14 protein-coding genes are annotated in these 22517 nt (G+C 64.7%); 8 read left to right on the top strand and 6 right to left on the bottom strand.

The features are described from left to right. Positions 1 to 11 precede the first annotated feature (11 nt). A complete protein-coding gene (locus tag Pla108_RS08880; protein WP_197526414.1) occupies positions 12 to 3326 on the top strand; it encodes a glycoside hydrolase family 2 TIM barrel-domain containing protein in 3315 nt (1104 codons plus the stop codon). 20 nt (positions 3327 to 3346) lie between these two features. Here the strand turns inward: Pla108_RS08880 and Pla108_RS08875 are convergent, their stop codons facing one another. Then, positions 3347 to 4231, bottom strand: a complete 885-nt coding sequence (locus Pla108_RS08875) for a sugar phosphate isomerase/epimerase family protein (protein WP_146444583.1) — start codon at positions 4229 to 4231, stop codon at positions 3347 to 3349. Between the two features lie 26 nt (positions 4232 to 4257). Between Pla108_RS08875 and Pla108_RS08870 the strand changes: the two genes are divergently transcribed. From Pla108_RS08870 to Pla108_RS08845, 6 genes are all read left to right on the top strand, one after another. After that, entirely contained in the window at positions 4258 to 5838 is a 1581-nt protein-coding gene (locus tag Pla108_RS08870) for a glycoside hydrolase family 28 protein (protein ID WP_146444582.1), read from the top strand. A gap of 169 nt (positions 5839 to 6007) precedes the next feature. Then, a complete protein-coding gene (locus tag Pla108_RS08865) occupies positions 6008 to 7609 on the top strand; it encodes a fucose isomerase (RefSeq protein ID WP_231934401.1) in 1602 nt (533 codons plus the stop codon). Between the two features lie 45 nt (positions 7610 to 7654). After that, complete coding sequence (locus Pla108_RS08860) at positions 7655 to 8422, top strand: class II aldolase/adducin family protein (protein WP_197526413.1); 768 nt, start codon at positions 7655 to 7657, stop codon at positions 8420 to 8422. A gap of 65 nt (positions 8423 to 8487) precedes the next feature. Further along, the gene (fucP, locus tag Pla108_RS08855) at positions 8488 to 9843 is read left to right on the top strand and encodes an L-fucose:H+ symporter permease (RefSeq protein WP_146444579.1); all 1356 of its coding nucleotides are present in this window, start codon (positions 8488 to 8490) and stop codon (positions 9841 to 9843) included. 122 nt (positions 9844 to 9965) lie between these two features. Continuing rightward, entirely contained in the window at positions 9966 to 13004 is a 3039-nt protein-coding gene (locus Pla108_RS08850) for a PSD1 and planctomycete cytochrome C domain-containing protein (RefSeq protein WP_231934399.1), read from the top strand. Between the two features lie 23 nt (positions 13005 to 13027). Continuing rightward, complete coding sequence (locus Pla108_RS08845; RefSeq protein WP_146444577.1) at positions 13028 to 14473, top strand: DUF1501 domain-containing protein; 1446 nt, start codon at positions 13028 to 13030, stop codon at positions 14471 to 14473. Positions 14474 to 14492: 19 nt separating this feature from the next. Here the strand turns inward: Pla108_RS08845 and Pla108_RS08840 are convergent, their stop codons facing one another. Then, positions 14493 to 15647 carry an AraC family transcriptional regulator gene (locus Pla108_RS08840; RefSeq protein ID WP_146444576.1) on the bottom strand — a complete coding sequence of 385 codons (1155 nt, stop codon included), beginning with the start codon at positions 15645 to 15647 and terminating at the stop codon, positions 14493 to 14495. Positions 15648 to 15895: 248 nt separating this feature from the next. On the opposite strand from Pla108_RS08840, the gene Pla108_RS08835 reads away from it, so the two are divergent. Beyond that, positions 15896 to 17812 (top strand): pectinesterase family protein, encoded by a 1917-nt coding sequence (locus Pla108_RS08835; RefSeq protein ID WP_197526412.1) that lies wholly within the window; start codon positions 15896 to 15898, stop codon positions 17810 to 17812. A 3-nt stretch (positions 17813 to 17815) separates the two neighbouring features. Here Pla108_RS08835 and Pla108_RS08830 read toward each other — a convergent pair whose 3' ends face one another. From Pla108_RS08830 to Pla108_RS08815, 4 genes are all read right to left on the bottom strand, one after another. Continuing rightward, on the bottom strand, positions 17816 to 19186 hold the full coding sequence (locus tag Pla108_RS08830) for a glycoside hydrolase family 28 protein (protein ID WP_146444574.1): 1371 nt from the start codon (positions 19184 to 19186) through the stop codon (positions 17816 to 17818). A gap of 109 nt (positions 19187 to 19295) precedes the next feature. Then, complete coding sequence (locus Pla108_RS08825) at positions 19296 to 21044, bottom strand: PEP-CTERM sorting domain-containing protein (protein ID WP_146444573.1); 1749 nt, start codon at positions 21042 to 21044, stop codon at positions 19296 to 19298. Positions 21045 to 21083: 39 nt separating this feature from the next. Next, on the bottom strand, positions 21084 to 21515 hold the full coding sequence (locus Pla108_RS21615) for a carboxypeptidase-like regulatory domain-containing protein (protein ID WP_146444572.1): 432 nt from the start codon (positions 21513 to 21515) through the stop codon (positions 21084 to 21086). Between the two features lie 12 nt (positions 21516 to 21527). Further along, the gene (locus Pla108_RS08815; protein ID WP_146445086.1) at positions 21528 to 22487 is read right to left on the bottom strand and encodes a DUF1559 family PulG-like putative transporter; all 960 of its coding nucleotides are present in this window, start codon (positions 22485 to 22487) and stop codon (positions 21528 to 21530) included. Between the last annotated feature and the right edge of the window lie 30 nt (positions 22488 to 22517).

Genomic DNA, 22517 nt, shown 5'->3' with positions numbered 1-22517 from the left:
TCAAACGACGCATGCTGCGCATCCTCACCGCCGCTGTTCTGCTGCTCGCCGCGCCGTTGTGTGCCGACTCGCCCGATTGGGAGAACGAGCAGGTGCTGCAGCGCAACCGCCTAGCCGCGCGGGCGACGTTCTGGCCGTTCGACTCGGTCGCCGCCGCGCGCGTCGGCGACCGGTCCGCTTCGCCTTGGGTGAAGTCGCTCGACGGCGATTGGCAGTTCGCTTGGGCGCCGGCCCCCAGCGCGGCGCCGCAGGACTTTTGGCAAACGGGGTTTGACGCCGGCGCCTGGAAGACGCTCCCCGTTCCGTCCAACTGGCAGACGCACGGCTACGGCACTCCGATCTACAAAAGCTCGGGCTACCCGTTCCGTATCGATCCGCCGCAGGTGACAAGCGAGCCGCCCTCTGACTGGACCGTGTCCAAAGAGCGCAACCCTGTCGGCAGTTACCTCCGCACGTTCGACCTCCCCACCGAGTGGGACGGCCGCCGTATGTTCCTCCACTTCGCCGGCGTCGAAGGCGCCTTCGAAGTCTGGCTCAATGGCGAACCGGTCGGCTACAGCCAGGGGAGCCGCTCGCCGGCCGAGTTCGAGGTTACCGACCGCCTCCGCCCCGGCGCGAATCGCCTTGCGGTTCGAGTCTACCGCTATTCCGACGGCAGCTATCTCGAAGACCAAGACATGTGGCGGCTCAGCGGCATCCACCGCGAGGTGGTCCTGTACGCGACGCCCCCGGCGCGGATCGCCGACTTCGCCGTGCGGACGAATCTCGACGCCGACTACCGCGACGCGGAGCTTGCGATCGACGTCCAACTCGACGCGATCGGCGACGCGACCCTCGCAGGCTGGACCGTGCGGGCCGAATTGTTCCACCAGGACGGAAAGCCCGCGCTCGCCGCGCCGCTGGAGCACGACGCCGAACCGATTCTCAATCGCCGTCAGGACGCGGGCGTGCTGGTCGAGCGGACGCCGCAACGCGGTACGGGCCCGTTTGGGTGGCTGGCCACCCCAATCGCTAACCCCACCAAATGGACGGCCGAGACGCCCAACCTCTACCGCTTGGTGCTGTCGCTCGTCGATCCACACGGCGACGCCGTCGAGTCGGTCGGCTGCGACGTTGGCTTTCGTGAGTTCGAAGTGCGGGGCGGCCGACTCCTCGTTAACGGGCGCCCTGTAAAACTCTGGGGCGTGAACCGCCACGAACACGACCCCGTGACGGGGCATACGGTGTCGCTTGCGTCGATGCGTCAGGACCTTGAGCTGATGAAGCGGGCCAACATCAATGCGGTCCGCACGGCGCACTACCCCAACGATCCACGCTGGTACGAGCTGTGCGATCGGCTGGGCCTTTACGTCCTCGACGAGGCCGACCTCGAAACACACGGCCTCCGCGGCAAGCTGGCCCATGAGCCGTCCTGGGCGGCCGCGTTTCTTGACCGGGTCGTCCGGCTTGTCGAGCGTGACACGAACCACCCGTCGGTGATCGGCTGGTCGCTCGGCAACGAGTCGGGCTGGGGGCCAAACTTTGCCGCCTGCGCCGCATGGGTCCACGAGGCCGACCCCACTCGGCCGGTTCACTACGAGGGCGCTCAAGGCGACCCCGATCCCGCGCTGGTCGATTTCGTCAGCCGCTTCTACCCACGTGTCAGCGAAGAGTACCTCCACCCCGACTTGCCCGAGGACCCCGCCGCCGCCGAACGGCCCGAGAACGCCCGCTGGGAGCGGCTGCTCGACATCGCGGACCGCCTCGACGCGATCGGCGACAACCGTCCCGTCTTAGCGAGCGAGTTCGCCCACGCCATGGGGAACTCGATGGGAAATCTGCCCGAGTATGTCGCGGAGATGCGGTCCCGTGACCGGCTGCTCGGCGGCTTCATCTGGGACTGGGCCGACCAGGCGCTCGTCGCGGGGACCGCGGAAGGAAAGCCGTACTTTGGTTACGGCGGTGCGTTCGGAGACACGCCCAACCATGGCGCCTTCTGCCTGAATGGTGTTGTCATGGCCGACCGGTCGCTGACTGCCAAGTACCACGCCGTCAAAAAGGCGTACCAGCCGGTAGCGATTGAGCTAGCGGGCGTTTCACAGACGGCTACCGACCGTTGGCAAGCGGCCCTGCGAGTAAAGAATCGACGCAGCCACACCGATCTCTCCGACCTTGAGGTCGTCTGGACCTTGCAAGCCGATGGCGTCACGGTCGCGTCCGGCGAAGCGGCGTCGATCTCAACGCTTCCGGGCGGTGTGGAGCGACTGGTGGTGGAGCTCCCCGCCAGTGAAGCCCCTGGAGAACGCTGGCTGCGCGTCGCGCTACAACTACGAACGCAATGCGATTGGGCCCCCCAGGGCCACGAGGTCGCGTGGGCACAGTTCCCTCTCCCCGGGGAATCTGAGAGCCCGGCTTCCATCGGGAAGACCGTTCCGTCGATCCAAGTTAGCGAGGGCACAAGGCAAGTTGTCCTCGGTAATGAGCGTTTCGAAGCGACCTTCAGTCGCCAGACCGCCACGCTTACGTCGTTGCGCTACGATCAGCGCGAAGTGCTATCTGACGGCTTCCAATTGCAAGTCTTTCGGGCCCCCACCGACAACGACCGTGGGTTCGGGTCTTGGCTCGCGAAGGAGTGGCGCAACGCCGGAATCGACGCTCTCCGGTTCGATCCTGGCGAGGTCACGGTCGCTCGGGTTCGCGTTGGAGTCGTCCGCATCGAAACCACGGCGGAAGCCATCACCCAGCGTGGCCGCATCGCGGTCAAATCAGAGTGGACGGTGCGCGGTGACGGTTCGATCGAAACGACACACCGAATCGAACCGTCGGGTGAGCTGCCGCCAATACCCCGCCTGGGCCTGATTGCGGCGATAGCGCCGGGCATGACCGAGGTCGAGTGGTTCGGTCGTGGCCCCTTCGAGAACTACCCCGATCGTAAAGACGCCGCCGACTTGGGGCGCTGGAACGGCGCCCTAGCGACGCAAGCCACCCCCTACCCCCGTCCCCAAGAGACCGGGTCTCGGCAGGACGTCCGCTGGATCGCGTTGAAAAGCGAGCAGGGCGCCGGCGTCGTCTTCCGCGCGGAGGGCGAGCCTTTTGCGTTCTCCGCGTTGCCCTATACCGCGAACGACCTGGCCACTGCCCGACGCTGGGTCGACCTCCGACCGCGCGCCGAAACGTACCTGTCGATCGACGCCGCCCAATGCGGGCTCGGCAACAGCAGCTGCGGCCCGGGCGTCCTCACGAAGTACGCGGTGCTTCCCGAGCCGGTCACGTTGCGGTTCACGATCAGCCCACTCGCGACAGGAGACGATCCTGGAGTCGTTGCGCGGGAGCGACCCGCCCCATGAACGTCCATCTGCCAACGGAATCAGCCCGTCTGAAAAACCCGCTTCAAGTACGCGACGTTTGCGCCAAAGTTGCCCCGGACGTTGCGGGCGTCGCTGGCGTCGCGCGAGCGTTCGACCACCAACCAGCCCGACCAATCCATGGCGTCGAGCGTCTGCTTGACGGCGGGCAGGTCGATCCGGTCGTTATTCTCCAGCCACACCCGGTCTTCGTCCGAGGCGTGGATCTGGCAGATGCGGTCGGCGCCGAGCGTTCGCAGCTCTTGGTGGAGGTCGCGCCCGGCCTGCAAGGCGTTGGCGAAGTTAAAGTAGCTGCGGACGCCTGCCGAGCCGACCTCGTCGAGCAATTCGACCTCAGCCGCCGCGTCGAGGGCGGTCTCAATACCGATCACCAATCCGGCCGCTTCGGCCTCGGGCCCAAAACGCTTCAGGCGATCAACGATAGCCGGCCGCAACTCGGGGCGCTTCACCAAGTCGCCGAGCACGCCCAGCGGCAAGAACGCCACCCGCACCCCCATCGCTTTCATGGTGGTCAGGCAATCGCCGACCATCCGCGGTACGGTCGGCCGTTCGGCGAACGACTGGGCGTAGAACCCCGACATGGCGAGCGAACAGATGGCGACGCCGCGGTCGGCCGACTCTTGCAAGAACCGCTCGCGCACCGCCGGGTCGGCCAACGCGTTCTCGAAGGTGTCGCGCCCGCCGAGCGAACCCATATCGACCTCGACCCCGTCGGCGCCGATCTCCTCGGCCAGGCCGAAGGCGCCCAGTTTCTGCCGCTTCAGAATCATCCAATCGCAGACGCCAACTTGATAACGCGGTGCAACCGGGACCGCCGCGAGCGTTGGACGGACCGCCAACGCCGCCAAGCCGGCTGCCGTCGATTGGAGAAAGTCGCGACGTCGCATCAAAGCCCCGTTGGATAAGAGATCGAATGAGTCCTCAAGTGAGAATAAGCGAATCGAACCCCGCCTCAGCGCTCGTTGTCCGGATAGGGGGCCTGCTTGCCCTCCTCGCCGCCGCGGCGCCGGCAAGGGCATGGAATCTCGAACGCGGCGACGTCGGCCCCGCCGCGATGCCGGCCCAGATCGAGCCGATCAACGCGCCGTTCGCGATGCCGGAACTAATACGGCCGGTGTTCGCCGACAAGACTCTGACACTGGAATCGCCGCCGCGAGACGGCGCCATCCAGCCGGCGATTGACCGCCTCGCGGCGGCAGGCGGGGGCCGCGTCGTCGTGCCCCCCGGCGAGTGGACAACAGGACGCCTCGAGCTGCGGAGTGGCGTCGAATTGCACCTCGAAGAGGACGCGGTGGTGCGTTTCTCAGGTCAAATCGAAGCTTATCTGCCGCCGGTCTTCACTCGCTGCGAGGGACTCGAGATGATGGGGCTTGGCGGGCTTGTGTACGCCTATGACCAAGAACGGATCGGCCTCACCGGCAAAGGAACACTTGTCGGGCCCGATGAGGGGCCGGTACGCGAGGCGCGGAAGGGTCTCTCGGACGATATCGTTGACCCCGACTCACCGATCGAGAGCCGCGTCTTTGATGGCCAGGAGGGACGCCACTACTTCCGGCCCTACTTCATCTGCCCGGTTTCGTGCCGCGACGTGTTGGTTGAAGGAGTCACGCTCCGCAATGGGCCGATGTGGAATCTCGTGCCGATCTACTGCGACCGTGTTGTGATCCGTGGCGTGACGGTCGATAGCCTCGGCGTCGTCAACGGCGACGGCGTCAATGTCGACTCCAGCCGCAACGTCCTGATTGAGTACTGCTCGACCAACACGGGCGACGACTGCTACGCGGTCAAATCGGGTCGCAACGAAGACGGCATGCGGGTCGGCCGACCCGCCGAGAACGTCGTCGTCCGCAATTGCTTTGCCGAAGCGGGGTACGGCGGCTTCACGACCGGCAGCGAGACGGCCGGCGGCGTCCGCAATGTCTGGGTCCACGATTGCCTTTTCGATGGCGTCAGCTACGCCGCCTACTTCAAGACGCGCCGCCCCCGCGGCGGCGGCGGCGACAATCTGCTGGTGGAGCGGGTCCGCCTGCGGTCGAAGAGCCACGCGGTCTTCTTCGACATGATCGGCTCGCCGTTGTACGTCGGCGAACTCGGCGAGCGGCTGCCGAAACGCGCCGTCAACGCGGCGACCCCCCACTACCGCGGCGTCACCCTCCGTGACCTTGTCGGCGAAGCGGGGGGTGAGGCGGTGAGGATCAAAGGCATACCCGAGAGCCCGGCGACCGAGGTCGTCTTGGAGCGTCTCGACATCGCCAGCAAGGGGTTTATGAGCCTGGCGGATGTCGATGGCTTAATAGTTCGCGACTCTCGCTTTCAACCCCAGGACCCAACGCTGAGGTTGCTTGACACCCGGGGCGTCCGCATCGCTGCGTCGACGATTGACTCTCCCGGTGGGGAGGCGTTATCCGTCGAGAGAAGTGGCGACGCGTGCGAGCCGCCCCAAATTGATGGCGTGTCGATTGAGCGTTCTTCGGCGCAAGGCGTGTCGGAATAGAAGGCGCCAAGGCCGCCTCGCCGCGGCGTCGAAACTCGTTACGATGGGCATTCTTTGCCTTCGCCTTGCCGCAAGCCGTTTACTTTCTTACTTCTGGTCTCTGATGTCGGCTTACTCCCTACCAATCGCCACAAAGCCCCAAAGCCTAGCGGCCAATCACGTCTACTTGATGGCGAACGGCGATCTCCGCCTGACCGCCAACCAGAACTGTTGGGCTGCGCAGCACGCGATGGAACAGTCGATCGGCGCGGCGGTCACCGGCCTCGGCTGGACGGTTGAGCGCGCCCACCCCTACAAGGAAGCCGAGAAGCACGGCTTTATCGGTTCGCAACGCGAAGGCCTTGAGGTCTTCCGGACGCTCGACCCCGAGGCCCCGCTCATCGTCGCCGAGGCGGTGTGGCAGTACTCGCACCATTTGCTCCACGGCCTTTTGACGCACCGCGGCCCGATTCTCACCCTCGCGAACTGGTCCGGCACGTGGCCCGGCCTGGTCGGCATGCTGAACCTCAACGGCTCGCTCACTAAGGCGGGCGTCGCGTACTCGACGCTCTGGGCGGACGACTTTGGCTCGGACGAGTTCCGCGCGAAACTGCAGGAGTGGCTGACCACCGGTAAGGTGAGCCATGCCGTCGATCACGTCACGCCGTTCACCGCCGAAATGGCGCCCGCCGCCGAACGCGAGTTGGGCGAGGCGCTTGCCGCCGAGTTCCGTCGCGACAAGGCGATCATGGGCGTCTTCGACGAAGGGTGCATGGGGATGTTCAACGCCATTCTTCCCGACCACCTACTGAACCCGACCGGCGTGTTCAAAGAGCGCCTTAGTCAGTCGGCCCTATACTACGAGGCGACGCAGGTTAGCGATGAAGAGGCGGCCGCGGTCCGCCGCTGGATGGAAGACCACGGCGCCAAGTTTGACACGGGCCCGGTCCACGAAGAGCACCTCACCGACGCCCAAGTCCACCTGCAGTGCAAGATGTATGTCGCCGCGGTGCGGATCGCCGACGACTTCGGCTGCGACTGCATCGGCATCCAGTACCAGCAGGGCCTCAAGGACCTGATGCCCGCCAGCGACCTGGTTGAAGGAACCCTCAACAACGCCAAACGACCGCCGGTCACCAGCCGGGACGGCTCACGCGTCCTTTACGCGGGTGAACCGATCCCGCACTTCAACGAGGTCGATGAGTGCGCCGGGCTCGACGGGCTGATGACGTACCGGCTTCACAAGGCGATGGGCCAACCGGTCGAGAACACGCTCCACGACCTCCGCTGGGGCGATCGTGACCAATCGGGTACGACCGACGAGTTCGTCTGGGTCTTCGAGATCAGCGGCAGCGTCCCCCCGGAGCACCTCATCGGCGGCTGGGGCGGCGTCACCAGCGTCCGCCAGCCGGCGATGTACTTCCCCAACGGCGGCGGCACGATCAAGGGAATCAGCAAGCCGGGCGAGATCGTCTGGTCACGGGTTTTCGTCGAAGACGACCGCCTCAAAATGGATATTGGCCGCGCCGAGGCGATCAGCCTGCCGATCGAGGAGACGGAACGCCGCTGGCGCGAGACGACCCCGCAATGGCCGATCCAACACGCCGTCACCTACGGCGTGTCGCGTGACCAGATGATGGCCCGCCACAAGGCGAACCACATCCAGATCGTCTACGCTAACTCGGCCGAAGACGCGGACAAGGCGGCCCTCGCCAAGGCGGCGATGGCCGCCGCGATGGGGATGGAGGTCGCCCTCTGCGGAACGCGAAAAGACGGCGCTAGTTGGAATTGATTTTAGAACGACTCACCGCGCCGCCGCGGTATATCAGGAGTGACCGTGATCGACCGCAATCAGACCCTCAACGAGCTCGTCGAACTCTCGCGCTGGCTCGGCGCGCCGGAGCGTGACTGCACGATCCTCGGCGAGGGGAACACCTCGGCGAAGCTCAGCGACGAAACCTTCTTGGTGAAGGCGAGTGGCGGCGAACTCGGCGCCATCGAGGCCGGCGGCTTCGTGGAGGTCCGCAGCCAGGAGATCCTCAAGATGGTCGAGGCCGATTCGATCCCCGACGCCGAGGTCCGCGAGCGCCTCACCGCGGCGAAGGTCGATCTGAATCACCCCGGCGTGCCGTCGGTCGAAACGCCGCTGCACGCCATTTGCCTCGGGCTGCCAGGCGTCTCGTTCATTGGCCACGGGCACCCCGTGGCGATCAACGCGATCGTCTGCTCCAACGATTTCGAACAAGCCCTCAGCCACCGCCTGTTTCCGGACCAGGTGGTCGTCTGCGGGCCACGGTCGCTACAGGTCCCCTACGTCGACCCGGGCGTGGAACTGGGCAAGAAGCTGCTGCGGTCACTGGCGGAGTACCTCAATAAGTGGGGCGAGGCGCCCAAGACGATCTACCTCCGCAATCACGGCTTCGTAGCGCTCGGGTCGTCGGCCCGCCAGGTGAAGGCGATCACCCAGATGGCCGTCAAAGCGGCCCGGATCCTGGCCGGCACAGCGGCTTTCGGCGGGCCGCACGGGATGGACGCGATCGATATCGACCGCATCCATACGCGTCCCGACGAGCACCACCGACAACGCGTCATGGACAACGGCTGACCGGCCTAGCCGCCACCGATCGCTCCGCCCTCATCTTCTCCTCTTTTTCAACAACGCCGATCTCGATGACCGAAGCCGATTCCGCCCCGCCGACCAAGTCGCCGGTCATCCCGCCCGAGTATTTGTTGCCGTTCGTGCTGGTGACGTCGTTGTTCGCGCTGTGGGGCTTTGCGAACGACATAACCAACCCGATGGTCGCAGCGTTCAAGAACGTCTTGCTGCTGAACAATTTTGAAAGCTCGCTGGTGCAAGCCGCGTTCTATGGTGGCTACTGCGTGATGGCGATCCCGGCCGCGCTGTTTATCCGCCAGTTCGGATACAAGAGCGGCGTGCTGATGGGGCTCGCCCTCTACGCAACCGGATGCCTGCTGTTTGTCCCGGCGGGGAACTCGATGATGTTCGCCGCGTTCCTGGCGGCCTACTTCATCATGACGAGCGGGTTGGCGTTCCTAGAAACGACCGCCAACCCTTACATCCTGGCGATGGGGCCCGAGCACAACGCGCCGCGGCGGCTCAACTTCGCACAAGCCTTTAATCCGATGGGCTCCCTCATGGGGATGTTTGTCGCGAAGGACCTCATCCTGGCGAAGCTCGACCCGGCGACGGAAGAGACCCGCCGCGCCTTGGCCGAGTCAGACCCGGCGGCGTTCCAAACGATCCAACAGAGCGACCTCGGCGTCATCGTCGGCCCCTACGTCGTGCTTGGCGTGGTGGTGGTGGTCGCTCTCGTTGCGTTTGCGGTCACGAAGCTACCGGCCGGCGAAACTTACGAAATCGGGGACGGTCGATTGGCGGCGCAAGTCGGCCGCCTCTTTAGAAACACGCACTATTTGGGAGGCGTCGTTGCTCAGGCCTTTTACGTCGGCGCCCAGATTATGTGCTGGACCTTCATCATCCAGTACGGGATGAACGAACTCGACATGACCGCAGGCGAGGCGCAACGCTACAACATTTTCGCGATGGTCATTTTTGTTTCGAGCCGGTTTGTCTGTACTTACCTCCTGAAGTTCTTCCGTCCCGGAAGTTTGCTAGGCGGGTTGGCTGTCGGCGGCGGGGTACTGGTGCTCGGCGCCATCTTCCTGCAAGGCATGGCGGGACTTTACAGCCTGATGGGCGTGTCAGCGTGTATGTCGCTGATGTTCCCAACCATCTACGGCATCGCTCTGCGAGGGCTGGGAGACGACGCCAAACTCGGCTCGGCCGGCCTCATCTGTGCGATCGGCGGCGGCTGCGTGATGCCCCCCCTGCAGGCGGCCATCATGGACGGCTCGGCGTTCTCAATCGGCTCGATGACGCTATCGGCGACGCGAGCGTCCTTTGTGCTGCCTTTTATCTGCTTCGTCGTCATCGGGATTTATGGCTACTGGAGTTCGGCCAACCGCGACGAAGCCCTCTCGCACGCGTCCCAATCCGGGCCCTGATTGATTGGTCGCCAAGCCCGCTCCGTGCAAGAATGGAGGTATCGGCTTGAGACTCCAAATCCCTGAGGGTTGGTGACGGCGTGGTACGTGGGTTGCTGATACGGTTGGGTCTAGCGACGCTCTTGGCCTCGCTCCCGCTCACGCTGCGCGCCGACGAACCGCTGGTCTTCGACCGCGATATCCGGCCAATCCTTTCGGACAATTGCTTCCTCTGCCACGGCCCCGACGAGTCGAGCCGGGCGACCGACCTGCGGCTCGACAGCCGTGAGAGCGCGACCGCCGACCTCGGGGGTTACGCCGCGGTGACGCCCGGCGATTCTGCCGAGAGCGAACTTGTCCGACGGATCTTGTCGACCGACGAGTACGAGCAGATGCCGCCGCCCGACTCGAACAAGTCGCTGTCGCCGGCGGAGATCGAGCGGCTCCGCCGCTGGGTCGACGAAGGCGCCCCGTGGACGGGTCATTGGGCGTTCACAGCGCCGCAGCGACCCGCTGTTCCCGAGGTTTCCGAATCGGCGCCCGCCGGCTGGGACGATAACCCGATCGACGCCTTTGTCCTGCGTCGGCTCGATGAGACCGGCTTGTCGCCATCACCGTCCGCCGACCGACAGACGCTGCTCCGCCGGGTGACGCTCGACCTTACCGGCCTGCCGCCGACGCTCGCCGAGCGCGACGCCTTCCTCGCCGACCGGCGGCCCGACGCCTACGAGCGGCTGGTCGAGCGCTTGCTCGTCTCGCCCCACTACGGCGAACGCTGGGGACAGAAGTGGCTCGACGCGGCGCGCTACGCCGACTCCGACGGCTACGAGAAAGACAAACAGCGGACGAACTGGTTCTACCGCGACTGGGTAGTCGACGCCCTGAACATGGACAAGCCGTACGACGAGTTCCTCATCGAGCAGGTGGCCGGCGACCTGCTGCCCGGCGCCGGGCAGGACGAGCTCGTGGCGACCGGGTTCCTTCGCAACTCGATGGTCAATGAAGAGGGGGGCGCCGATCCCGAGCAGTTCCGCATCGAGGGGCTCTTTGACCGCGTCGACGCGATCGGCAAAGCGGTGCTCGGCATCACAACGCAGTGCGCGCAGTGCCACACTCACAAGTACGACCCGATCTCGCACGACGAGTACTACGGGCTGTTCGCCTACCTCAACAACTGCCACGAAGCGACGATCGCCGTCTACACCGATGCAGAGCTACGTGAGATCGAGCAGATCGAACGCGACGTCGCGTCGATCAAAGCGGACCTGAAGTCCTCGGCGTCCGATTGGCGCAACGAGCTCGTGGCGTGGGCCCAGAGCGTGCGCGCCACCGAGGTCGATTGGACGCCGGTCCGCGTCGAACGTGAGAACTTCACGGGGGAAAAATTCGACTACCTCGACGACTTATCCGTGCTGTCCCGCGGGTTCTCGGGCTCGCCACTCACAGCCGACATGGCTACCAAGCCCGCCGCCGGCTCCTACTCGGCGGTCCGTGTTGAGTTCCTCACCCACCCCACTCTGCCGCGCGGCGGGCCGGGGCGGTCCATCTACGGGACACACGCCCTCACTGAGTTCCGCTGCTTCTACACGGCGCCGGACGGTCAACGCACCCAACTAAAGCTAGTGTCGGCCTCGAGCGACATCGACCCGCCCGACCAGCCGATGGAGTTCCCCTTCATTGACACGACCAAAGAAGAGGACGAACGGCGTCTGGGGCCGATCGAGTACGCCATCGACGAGGACCTCACCACCGGCTGGCACACCAACGGCAGCCCCGCGACGCGCAACCGGGACCACAAAGCGGTGTTCGTCTTGTCGGAACCCATCGCGGTCGAACCGGGGGGGACGCTCACTTTCCGACTCAAGCAGGACCATGGCGGCTGGAACCCCAACGACAACCATACCAATATTGCGGGCCGCTACCGATTCTCTCTCACGAAGACTCCGGAGCCGGAGGCCGACCCCCTACCTCGCGAGGTTCGGGAAATCATCGGTCGCTCGCCCGAGAGCTGGAGCGAGTCGGAGTGGGGCCGCGTCTTTGACTACTGGCGAACCACCCGCAGCGAATGGGTTGAAGCCAATCGGGCAATCGCCGAGCGGCTCGACGGCTTCCCGGAGGGGACACTCCAGTGCGTAACACTCGAGCGTGATGAGGCGCGGGTCACGCACCTGCTCGAGCGGGGTAACTTCCTCACCCTCGGTCAGGTTATCGAACCGCACACGCCCGCCTTCCTCCACCCGACTCCCGAGGGCGCTCCGGCGACGCGGCTTACGCTCGCCCGCTGGCTCGCGTCGCGCGACTCGCCAACCACCGCCCGCGCGCTGGTCAACCGGGTGTGGCAGGCTTACTTCGGGACGGGGTTGGTCGAGACGCCCGAGGACCTCGGCTCTCAGTCGCCGCCGCCGTCGCACCCCCAGTTGCTCGATTGGCTGGCGGTCGAGTTCATGGACTCCGGCTGGAAGCCCAAGCATCTTCACCGCTTGATCGTCACCTCGGCCACCTACCGCCAAGCCTCGCGGATGACCCCGAAACACCGCGAGAGGGACCCGAACAACCGGCTGCTGGCCCGGGCGTCGCGGCTGCGGGTCGACGCCGAGTCGGTGCGCGACATCGCCCTGGCGGCGAGCGGCCTGCTCGACCCGGCCATCGGCGGACCGGCTGTTTATCCCCCGGCGCCGCGGTTCCTCTTCCTGCCCCCGGCGAGCTACGGCCCCAAGCCGTGGAACCTCTCCAAGGACGCCCAACGGTACCGTCGCAGCCTTTATGTGCAGAAGTACCGTTCGACCCCCTACCCCACCCTGCAGGTCTTCGACGCCCCGACCGGCGCAGCGGCGTGCGTGCGTCGCTCGCGATCGAACACACCGGTTCAGGCGTTGACGCTGCTCAACGAGCAACAGTTCGTCGAGTGCGCCCAGGCAATGGCGTCGCGCTTGATCGCGGCCGACGAGTCCGACGAGTCGAGGATCGAGCGCGCGTTCGTTCTGGCGGTGAGCCGGCCGCCGACCGCCGCCGAAGCGACGACGCTCGGCGAGTACTTGCGATCGGTCCGCAGCGAGATCGCCGCAGGAACGGTCGATGCAGCGGCCGTGTCCGGCGCCGAAGAGCATTCCGAAGAGCTGGCGGCGTGGACGCTGGTGGCGAGATGCCTGCTAAATCTTGACGAGACCATCACCCGGCAATGACGTCGGCAAAGCCCAACGAGAGCATGGCGACAAACCCCTACCCCTGTGGCCGCTACACCCCCGCGACGGGCGACCCCGCCGCGGTTAATCGGCGTTGGTTCTTGCAGCAGTGCGGGGTGGGACTCGGGGCGGCGGCGCTTCAGACGTTGCTCGGCGGCGAGGCCCTCGCCGCTTCTTCCGCCGATCCGCTAGCGCCGAAACGTCCGCATCACACGCCGCGGGCCAAGAACGTCATCCTGCTCTTCATGGGGGGCGGGCCGAGTCAGTTCGAGATGTGGGATCACAAGCCCACGCTTCAGCGACTCGACGGCACCCTCCCCCCGGCCGAGTTGCTGAAGGGGTACCGCTCTGCGTTCATCAACCCGAGCTCGAAGCTGCTCGGGCCGCGGTTCAAGTTTGCCCCCGCCGGCGCGAACGGCTTGGAGGTTTCGGAGCTGTTGCCGCACACCGCCAAGGTCATCGACGACCTCTGCCTTGTCCGATCCGCGACCACCGACGCCTTCAACCACGCCCCCGCGCAGCTGCTGATGCAGACCGGCTCGCAGCAGTTCGGTCGGCCGTCGTTCGGCGCCTGGACGACCTATGGACTTGGGAGCGAGTCGTGCGACCTGCCGGCGTTCGTGGTCTTCAACTCGGGCAAGAAGGGCCCCAGCGCCGGCGCCGCCAACTGGGGTTCCGGCTTTCTGCCCACCGTCCACACCGGCGTCGAGTTCCGGACCGTTGGCGACCCGGTGCTGTATCTTTCGAACCCTGACGGTGTGACGCCTGCCCTGCAGCGGGCGTCGATCGACGCCGTGAACACGCTCAACCAGCAGAATCTCGACGTGATGGGCGACCCCGAGATCGCCACCCGGATCAACTCCTACGAGATGGCGTACCGGATGCAGTCGAGCGCGCCCGAGGCGGTTGGGATCGAGTCCGAACCACAGCACGTGCTCGATCTCTACGGCGTCAAGCCGGGCGAGGCGTCCTTCGCCAAGAATTGCTTGCTGGCGAGGCGGCTTGTCGAGCGTGGCGTCCGTTTTGTCCAACTCTTCCATGAGTCGTGGGACCAGCACGGCGACCTCAAGAAGGACCTCGTCCAGAACTGTCGCGATACCGACCAAGGATGCGCCGCGCTCGTGGCCGATCTGAAGCAGCGCGGCTTGCTCGACGACACCCTCGTCATCTGGTGCGGTGAGTTCGGCCGCACGCCGATGGTCGAAGGGGGCGACGACGGCCGCGACCATCACCCCAACGCCTTCACCATGTGGATGGCGGGGGGCGGCGTCAAGCCGGGCCTCGTCTACGGCTCGACCGATGACCTCGGATTCAACGTCGCCGAAAACCCCGTCCACGTGCACGACTTGCACGCGACCCTGCTGCACCTGCTCGGTTTCGACCACGAGCGGCTGACTTACCGGTTCCAGGGGCGCGATTACCGGCTCACCGACGTCCACGGCAACGTCATGCACGACCTGCTCGCTTAAGCGCCAGCGGCGAGCGCCCTCAGTCGTGCAGCTTGCGATACTCACCGGGCGTCAGGCCGAACGCCTTTTGGAACGCGGTCGAGAGCTGCTTCACCGACGAGAAGCCCGACCGTTGGGCGATCCGATAGACCTTGGCGTCGCGTTCCTCGGTCAGCAAGTGCTTCGCGCGGATGAGTCGTTGCCGCTGGAGGTACTGGTAGGGGGTTTCGCCCAACGCGTCGCGGAAGGCGTACTCCAGCCACCGCCGCGACACGTCGACATGCTCGGCGAGCTCTTCGACGGTGACCGGGTCGGTCATGTTGTCGAGCAGGTACTCCAGCGCCTTGCGAAGCCGGGGATCGCCGACGGCAAAGGCGGAGGTCGACTCGCGCGAGACGACCTCGAGCGGCTGTACCAGCTCGTCGCCCTCGGGCGGCGTCTCGCCACGCATGCAACGATTGAGGAGATCGGCCGCGCGGTACCCTTCGAGCGTGTCGTTGCGGGCGACGCTGCTGAGCGTGGGAGTGATGTGCTCGCAGATCACGTGCTCGTTATCGACCCCGAGCACGGCGACCTGCTGGGGGGTCTCGAGGCCGACTTGGTGGCAGGCGTCGAGGATGTGCCGGGCGCGGTAGTCGGACACCGCAAAAACGCCGCACGGCATTTCGAGCGTCTTGAGCCACGCGGTCAGCTGCTGGTTCTGCCGGAGCCAGACCTTGCCTCGGAAACCGAAGGTCGCGGTCGCCAGGTGCTTCGTCGCGGTGAACCCCGACTCGGCGAGCCGCTCGGTGAATCCTACCCAGCGTCGCTTGGAGTACTCGATGTCCTTAAGGCCGTAGAAGGCGAAGTTCCGCAGGCCGCGCGTCACGAGGTGGTCCGCCGCGATCCGGCCGACCGCGACGTTGTCGACCATCGACCGCGGCACCGACGAGACCGGCAGGGCGCTCGAGATGTTCACCACCGGGGGCGACATCGCGGCGGCGTACTCGCTCTCTTCCAGCGTGTTGAGGGCCGCCAGGATCCCGTCCCCCGGCCAATCGACGAGATCGAGGACCGAGAGGGCGAGCGCCTCGGGCGCGATCGTATACGACCAATTGAGGCCTTGCTCCGCCGCGTAGCGGAAGACGCCGTGGATGAACGTTTCTTGATGCGCCCCCCGAGGGAACGCCAGGGCAATCTGTTGTCTACCGCTCACGAGCGACCGTAAGTGAAAAGGATCGCGCTGACTGTAAGTGACGCGTAGCGTAAGGCTTCTTGCGACATTGGCGCTGAGGTTTGCAAGATCGGAACCGGCCTTTGCGTCCGCCGTGGCTAGAATAGCGGTTTCCTAGGATATCTACGGGCGCTCAAAGACCCAAATCCCCACTCGTCGCGAAGCCCCCTTCTTCCGCTGGCGTGGAGCCCCCATCGCGGGCCGGCGCCACCCCCTTCTCAATGGGAAATATGTCGAAATCACTTAGAATTGCCTTGGCGCTGACGCTTGTTGGGATCGCCCAGGGGCCGGCGGCGGGGGCCCCGCGAACCCTGCGAGTGGAGGCCGGTTCCACCAAGCCCGGCGTGTTCCCCACGATCCAGGCGGCGATCGACACCCTTCCCGCCGACACCACCGAGCGGGTCGTCATCGAAATCGCCGACGGCTTCTATGGCGAAAAGGTTCGGATCGACCAAGACGGCGTCACGCTGCGGGGCGAGAGTCGCCAGGGGACGCGTCTCGCCTACAACGCGCCCCGGTCCGAGTACGACCGCCGGTACGACGCGGCGGGACCCGCGGTGCTCAACGTCTTTGGAAAAGACCTCGTCGTCGAGAACCTCACCATCGAGAACACCCAGACCAGCCGCGAACACGCCTTCGCCGTCTATGGCCAGCCCGACAGGATGATCCTCCGCGATTGCGACGTCCTCAGCGAAGGGGGCGATACGCTCTCGCTCTGGAACACGCCGTTCGGGCGCTATTACCACCGGAGTTGCCGCTTCCGGGGTGGGGTCGATTTCGTCTGCCCGCGGGGTTGGTGCTACGCCCGCGATTGCTACTTCGAGTGCCCCACCACCAGCGCCGCGATCTGGCACGACGGCCACATGGACCCCGACATGAAGTTCGTCCTGCGGGGCTGCCGGTTCGACGGTGTGGAGCAGTTCTGGCTCGGCCGCAACCACTACCCTGCGCAGTTCTATCTGCTCGACTGCGAGTTCGGCGAGAACTTGGCCGACAAGCCGATCCTGACGGTCAAGGACCTGCCGCCCGGTGTCGACCGGGCGCCCTACGAACGGAAGTACTTCGACAATTGCCACCGGAAGGGCGGCGATTATGCCTGGCACCGCGACAACCTGGCGACCGCCGCCGGCGCGCCGGACGCCGGCACGATCGACGCCGCGTGGACCTTTGCCAACGACTGGGACCCGGAGAGCACCGCGGCGCCCGCGGTGGTCGGTGTCGAGACCGCCGACGATGAGGTCCATGTCGACTTCAGCGAGCCCGTCGCTGGGGGGGCGGAGTCGGTTGTCCAGCGCGCCGACGCGACCGTTGCGGCTTACGCAAGTGGCGCCGGGTCGCGTCGTCTCGTCTATCGCGGCGGATCCATCGAATCACCTCCCCAAACCCTCGATCCTGGCGATCCGCAGGCGATCTATGGGCTTGTTGCATCGCTCGAACCCCGCTTCGTCAGGTCGCAAGAACTGCCGAAGTCTCGTCCTCGCAAGACCGTTACGATCTTGCTTGTCGGTGACTCGACGGTGGCGGACTATCCCGCCACCAGCCCGAGTCAGGGCTGGGGTCGGGCGCTGCCGCGGATGTTCGACGACCGTGTTGTCGTCGCGAACTTCGCCCGCGGTGGGCGGAGCTCAAAGAGCTTTCGAGCCGAAGGCCACTGGGACGCCGGGCTGCAGACCAAGCCGGACTACGTGTTCATCCAGTTCGGCCACAACGACAACCCGGGCAAAGGCCCCGAGCGTGAAACCGACCCCGCCGTCGGTGGTGACTACCGCGAGAACCTCCGCCGTTACGTCGCCGACGCCCGTGCGGCGGGCGCCACGCCGATCTTGGTGACGCCGACCACACGCCGCTTCTACACCGATCAGGGCGTCGTCACGGCCGACGGTGGCAACCGGCCCTACGCCGAGGCGGCGCTCGCTGTCGCCGCGGAAGTCGGCGTTCCGGCCATCGACTTGAACCGCTTGACCCGCGAGCTGTTCGACCGGCTCGGAGAGAGCTCGAGCGACTGGATGCAGCCCGTCGGCGACCGGACGCACTTCACGCCGGCGGGCGCCCGCCGCGTCGCGGCCATCGTGGCCAAGGACTTGCGGGACGTCTGCCCAGAGCTCGCCCCGATGGTCGAGACGGACGCCCTGCGTGAGCGGCCTTAACGGTCAGTCTTCCGGCTGCGTGTAGTTCTCGAGCGTGAGCGATTCGACGTGCTCGATCAGGCTGGGCTGCTTCGCGCCGCCAAATCGACAATTCCGAACCGTGAGGCCGCGGATCGGCGACTCGGGGAGCCCGACGAGGTGCATCGGGCGTTTGCACTTCTCGGCGGTGATGTTCTCGAGGACGACGTCGCTCACTGCGGGCGGGTAAGGGCCCGACTCGGGCTCGCTGTAAACAAGGTTGACCCGGAAGACGGCGTCGCTCACCTCGCCCACTCTGATATTCCGGACTTGCATGTTGCGGAGGTAGCCGCCACGCATCGAGTTGCTCTTCAGCCGGATCGCCCGCTCGAGGTGGGGCGAGTCCATGTCGCAGTCCTCGACGAAGACGTTCTCAATGCCGCCAGACATCTCGCTGCCGAGGACGACGCCGCCGTGGCCGTCACGCATCGTGCAACCACGGACGACGATGTTCTCGCTCGGCCGGCCGACGCGGCGGCCGTCGGCGTTGCGGCCCGACTTGATCGCGATGCAGTCGTCGCCGGTGTCGAAGAAGCACTTCTCGATCAGCACACCGCTGCACGCCTCGGGATTGCAGCCATCGTTGTTCGGCCCGTGGCTATCGACCGTCACGCCGCGGACCGTGACGCTCTTGCAGAGCACCGGGTTGAGACACCACATGGGAGATCGGTGGACCGTGATCCCTTCGATCAGCACCCGCTCGCAGCGGTAGGGCTGCACGAAGTTGACGCGCAGCTGGGTCCCGCCGAACTGGCGTTCTGCCGGCGGGACGCCCGCCTCGGCCATCGCGCCGAGCCGCTTGATGTCCTTCGAGCCGCTCTGCTTCCACTCCCACCAGTGATCGTCGTCGGCGCCGCCGTCGATCGTGCCCTTCCCGGTGACGGCGATGTCGTGCTGGTCGAGCGCATAGATCGGGGGCGAGTAGGTCATCACCTCGGTCCCCTCAAACCGCGTCAGGACCGCCGGCAGAAAGTCCTCGGCCTTGTTGCTGAACTGCAGCGTAGCGCCCTCGGCGAGATGGAGGTTCACGTTCGACAGCAAGTGAACCGGCCCTCGGCAGAACCATTCGCCTGATGGCACGACGACCCGGCCCCCCCCCGCGTCGTGGCACGCTTTGATGGCGTCGGCGATCGCCTGGCGACAGTCGGTCTTGCTCCCTTCCTTGGCGCCGTAGTCCGTCACCGCAAAGTCGCGGTCGGCGAAGGTTGGCTCGACAATCGAGGCCAAGATCGCCGGGACGTCGTCCCACCCCGGGGCGCCGAGGCAACAAGGCGCCGAAACGAGCCAGAGCCCTAGCAACCACATCGGGATGGACGACGGCAAGGAGATCGCGACAAGGCGACGACACAGCGACATGGGAAGTTCCTGAGCAGAGCAATGTAATCAAGTTAGCAAAAAAACGGCGGCAGCCCCCACCCCAAGGGCTGCCGCCGGACCGTTAGTCAGGCGACTGACAGTCGTTCAACTAGCGACGACAGGCCGCAATGGCGGCCCCGGCCAGCAGCAGGAGGGCCAAGGCGCCCGGCTCGGGTACAGCAACAGCCGGCATCCCGAAGTTCGCGTCAAACGCGGCCAAGTCCATGGCGTCAACGGCATCGTCTGCATTGAGGTCGAAGAGGTTTTGAGCCGTGGCGATCGCAATACTCGGTGGGGAAGCAATCATGCTCACTAGCAACGACCGATCTTCGGCCCCGAGGACGCCGTTGCCACTCAAATCGCCTGGCGTTCCCGTTACGACCAAGTCGCTTAACGTTACCGCGTCGACAACGATGCTATCGTCGTCTGAGTCGAAGTAATTGATCGTCCACTCGTAGGCAGCACCAGCGTAGTCGGCACGTACTTTGGAACCTTCCCAAAGACCGGCGTGCGGCAACATCGCGGTGCCGCCAGAATTGAATCCAGCCCGATCGGGATCAAAGAATCGCCCTGCCTCAATCTCACCGCTCTCCACTTGCGGGTCGTTGTCGACATCAATCGCCGACGTGATACGATCGGCTTGGAACAGGACGATCTCGTCACCAGAACCAACGGCTCCGGAACCGGCGGTCGTCGGCTCGGAAAGCTTGATTCTTAGGAACGCATAACCAAACTCACGGTTCCCTTCGAGGTCTTCTGAGCGGCCGAGGCGTAGCTCGTCGTTCACGACAACCGTTGAAGCTCCGTTCGCGTCGAGGACGAACTCCGTAACGAATTTGCCCAGATTCATGCGGGTAACTCCCAACGGATTATCAGAAGTGATGTCGTTGTCGTGGTCCCAAAGCCCGAGACGGCTCTCATTCCAGTAGTCTTCGACATTGACCGTGGCGTCCGAGCCTCGGGTGCGGAAGATAGCGCCAGGTGTGGTGCGGGATCCACCGTTATCGCGATCACCGAGACGAATCGCGCCGTGTAAATTCAGAACCGCGTCGCCACTAATCTCGTAGAGAGCACCTGCCGAGTTGGGTTTGTCTCGAGAGAAATCAATTGTCGCATTGTTGGCCGGAACTTCAGGTACGTACTGCAGGGTTCCGTGCGTCTGCTTGAGAATCGCCCACGGCGCAGTCTCTGTGGTGCCTCCGGCAAGGGTGCCGATTGGATTGATGTTTTCTCGGCCGAGCCGTATGGGACGGGTGCCGCTCACCGTACCGGTTGGCTCGCCACTCGAATTGCGCTCGATCGCCGTCAGTGTCACGCTGTTGTTGAAGATTACTGTCGTCTTTGCGTTGAAGTCGTCAGTGCCGGACTCGCCGCCAAACGCAAAAGTCCCCATCTGCTCCGTTCCGTTCTCACCTGTTCGCTCATCGGTAAGGACGACGGTGATGTCTTCAGAGTTGCCGTCGATAAACCAGATGGAATCACGTCCGGGAGGGGTTGATTCGACACCAGCCACAGGTACCGGATCAAAATTGGAGGGGTCCCAATTCAGCGGGTTCTCAAACGCAAGAGTGGAGCCGGTGCCGCCTACCGCCCCGTAATTACCACTCCAGAGTGAGTAGTGGCCGCCCCCGATCGGCGTCCCTAATCCGTTGTCGTTCGGCAAAGCGGTACTGCCGCCATCGTTGTCTCGCCAGACGGTGTAGTCTGCCGAATCAACGACGCCATCATTGTTAAAGTCTCCGTTGGCGGCGGGGCTCGGCGTTCCGACAAAGTTGACGGCGGCCAAAGCGCCGTGGGTTGCGGATATCGCGACGGATGCGGTTAAAAGCCTTAAGAAGTGACTAGCAGAAGAGGACATCGCAGAAACTCCGAGGTTGCAGTGAGATAAGTACAGCTTTCACTTGGTCTTGCTAGGAGGCTTTAGCTCAAGGTCGTAGACCTGCGACCGGGCGGACGCTTCGACGACACATTCAAGTCCCGATGTCGTCGGGCTTTCGTAGACGGCGTTGATTGTCCGAGGCTTCGGGTTGTCCCAGCCGCCGCGACTCTCGTTGATGGCGACTTGGTAGCGCCCCGGGGGCACCCCGTCTCCCTTTTTTAGCCCCCCCAACTCGTAGTGCCCTTCGGCGTTGGTTATACCATTCGCGGAACTACCCGTTTCCTGCGATCGAAATAGGACGCGAGCGCTGGCGACTGGGGCGCCGTCAGTGCGGGAAACTCGGCCCGACACCTTTACCCGCGCGGGTCCGTCGCAGCCAGCGACCAGCAGGAGGCAACTGGCCGACACGAGCAAAGACAGTGGGGACCGATGATCTATCCGTGACTTCATTGTGAGGGCTTGTCAAAAAGGATTCACGATGACCGGGGCGCACGACCCCGAAGCCGGCTGATCTTCGTCGTAATAGTCGTCACCAGACCGTGTGACCATCCGATCGACAACGGCAGGGTCGATATCGAGCTTTACGGGACGGACCTGGCCGTCGCACATTCCCATGAGCACGACACCCGGATGGGGTCCGCCGAATCCGCTTTCGTCCGGCCCCTTCGAGAACGGGGCCAACTCACCTGCGCGTATGCCGGGCTCCACGTCTCCGCCGAAGGCATGCTTCGCCTCGGACTCCTTCTTGCTCGCGTGCCCAACCATTAGCGTCAGGGACGTGCCGTCAGTTAACTTGGCGAAGGAAGTCCTTGACCAATAGCGGGGAATCGTCCGGGGAAAATTCCCTCCCGAGCGGTCGAAATCTCCAGGAACGATCGCTCCATCCGCGCGTTTGGCATTTTCCGTCGAACTCGAAGTCAGTGACACACAGGTTGAGATCGCCGACGGGCTGTAGTCGGTGATCACACCGGCGTAGGTAGACTGGGAGTGCGAGTGCGTGTCGCCGGGCATTACCTCAATGGTTAGTGAATCGTGAATCTGTGACGGACAGACGATGCTAGGGAGCACCTGAAATCGCACCGAGTCCGGGAGATCGTAGAAGTCGCCCTTCGAAAAATCCCACATGTCAAATAGCGCTTGCTCTTCCATCTGCGGAAGGATTAGCCAAAGCCAGGTCGCTTGCCCATCGTTAATCCGTGATGGAGGCAACTCGCGTCGCACATCGTGGTGATTGTGGATCGCTAGCGAGATCTGCTTAATCTGATTAATACACTGCGTGCGTCGGGCCGCCTCTCGCGCCGCTTGCACGGCCGGTAGAAGGAGGGCCACCAAGATCCCAATGATCGCAATCACAACCAGCAGTTCCACGAGAGTGAAACCGCTCGTCCGCTGCGTGCGGGAGTTCCAGCAAGTAAGCCGCATGATCTGCGTCTCCTGACTCGCCTGTCGAGA

The organism is Botrimarina colliarenosi (genome assembly GCF_007859955.1).
GTDB classification, from domain to species: Bacteria; Planctomycetota; Planctomycetia; order Pirellulales; family Lacipirellulaceae; genus Botrimarina; species Botrimarina colliarenosi.
This window is presented reverse-complemented; position numbering and strand designations above follow the sequence as displayed.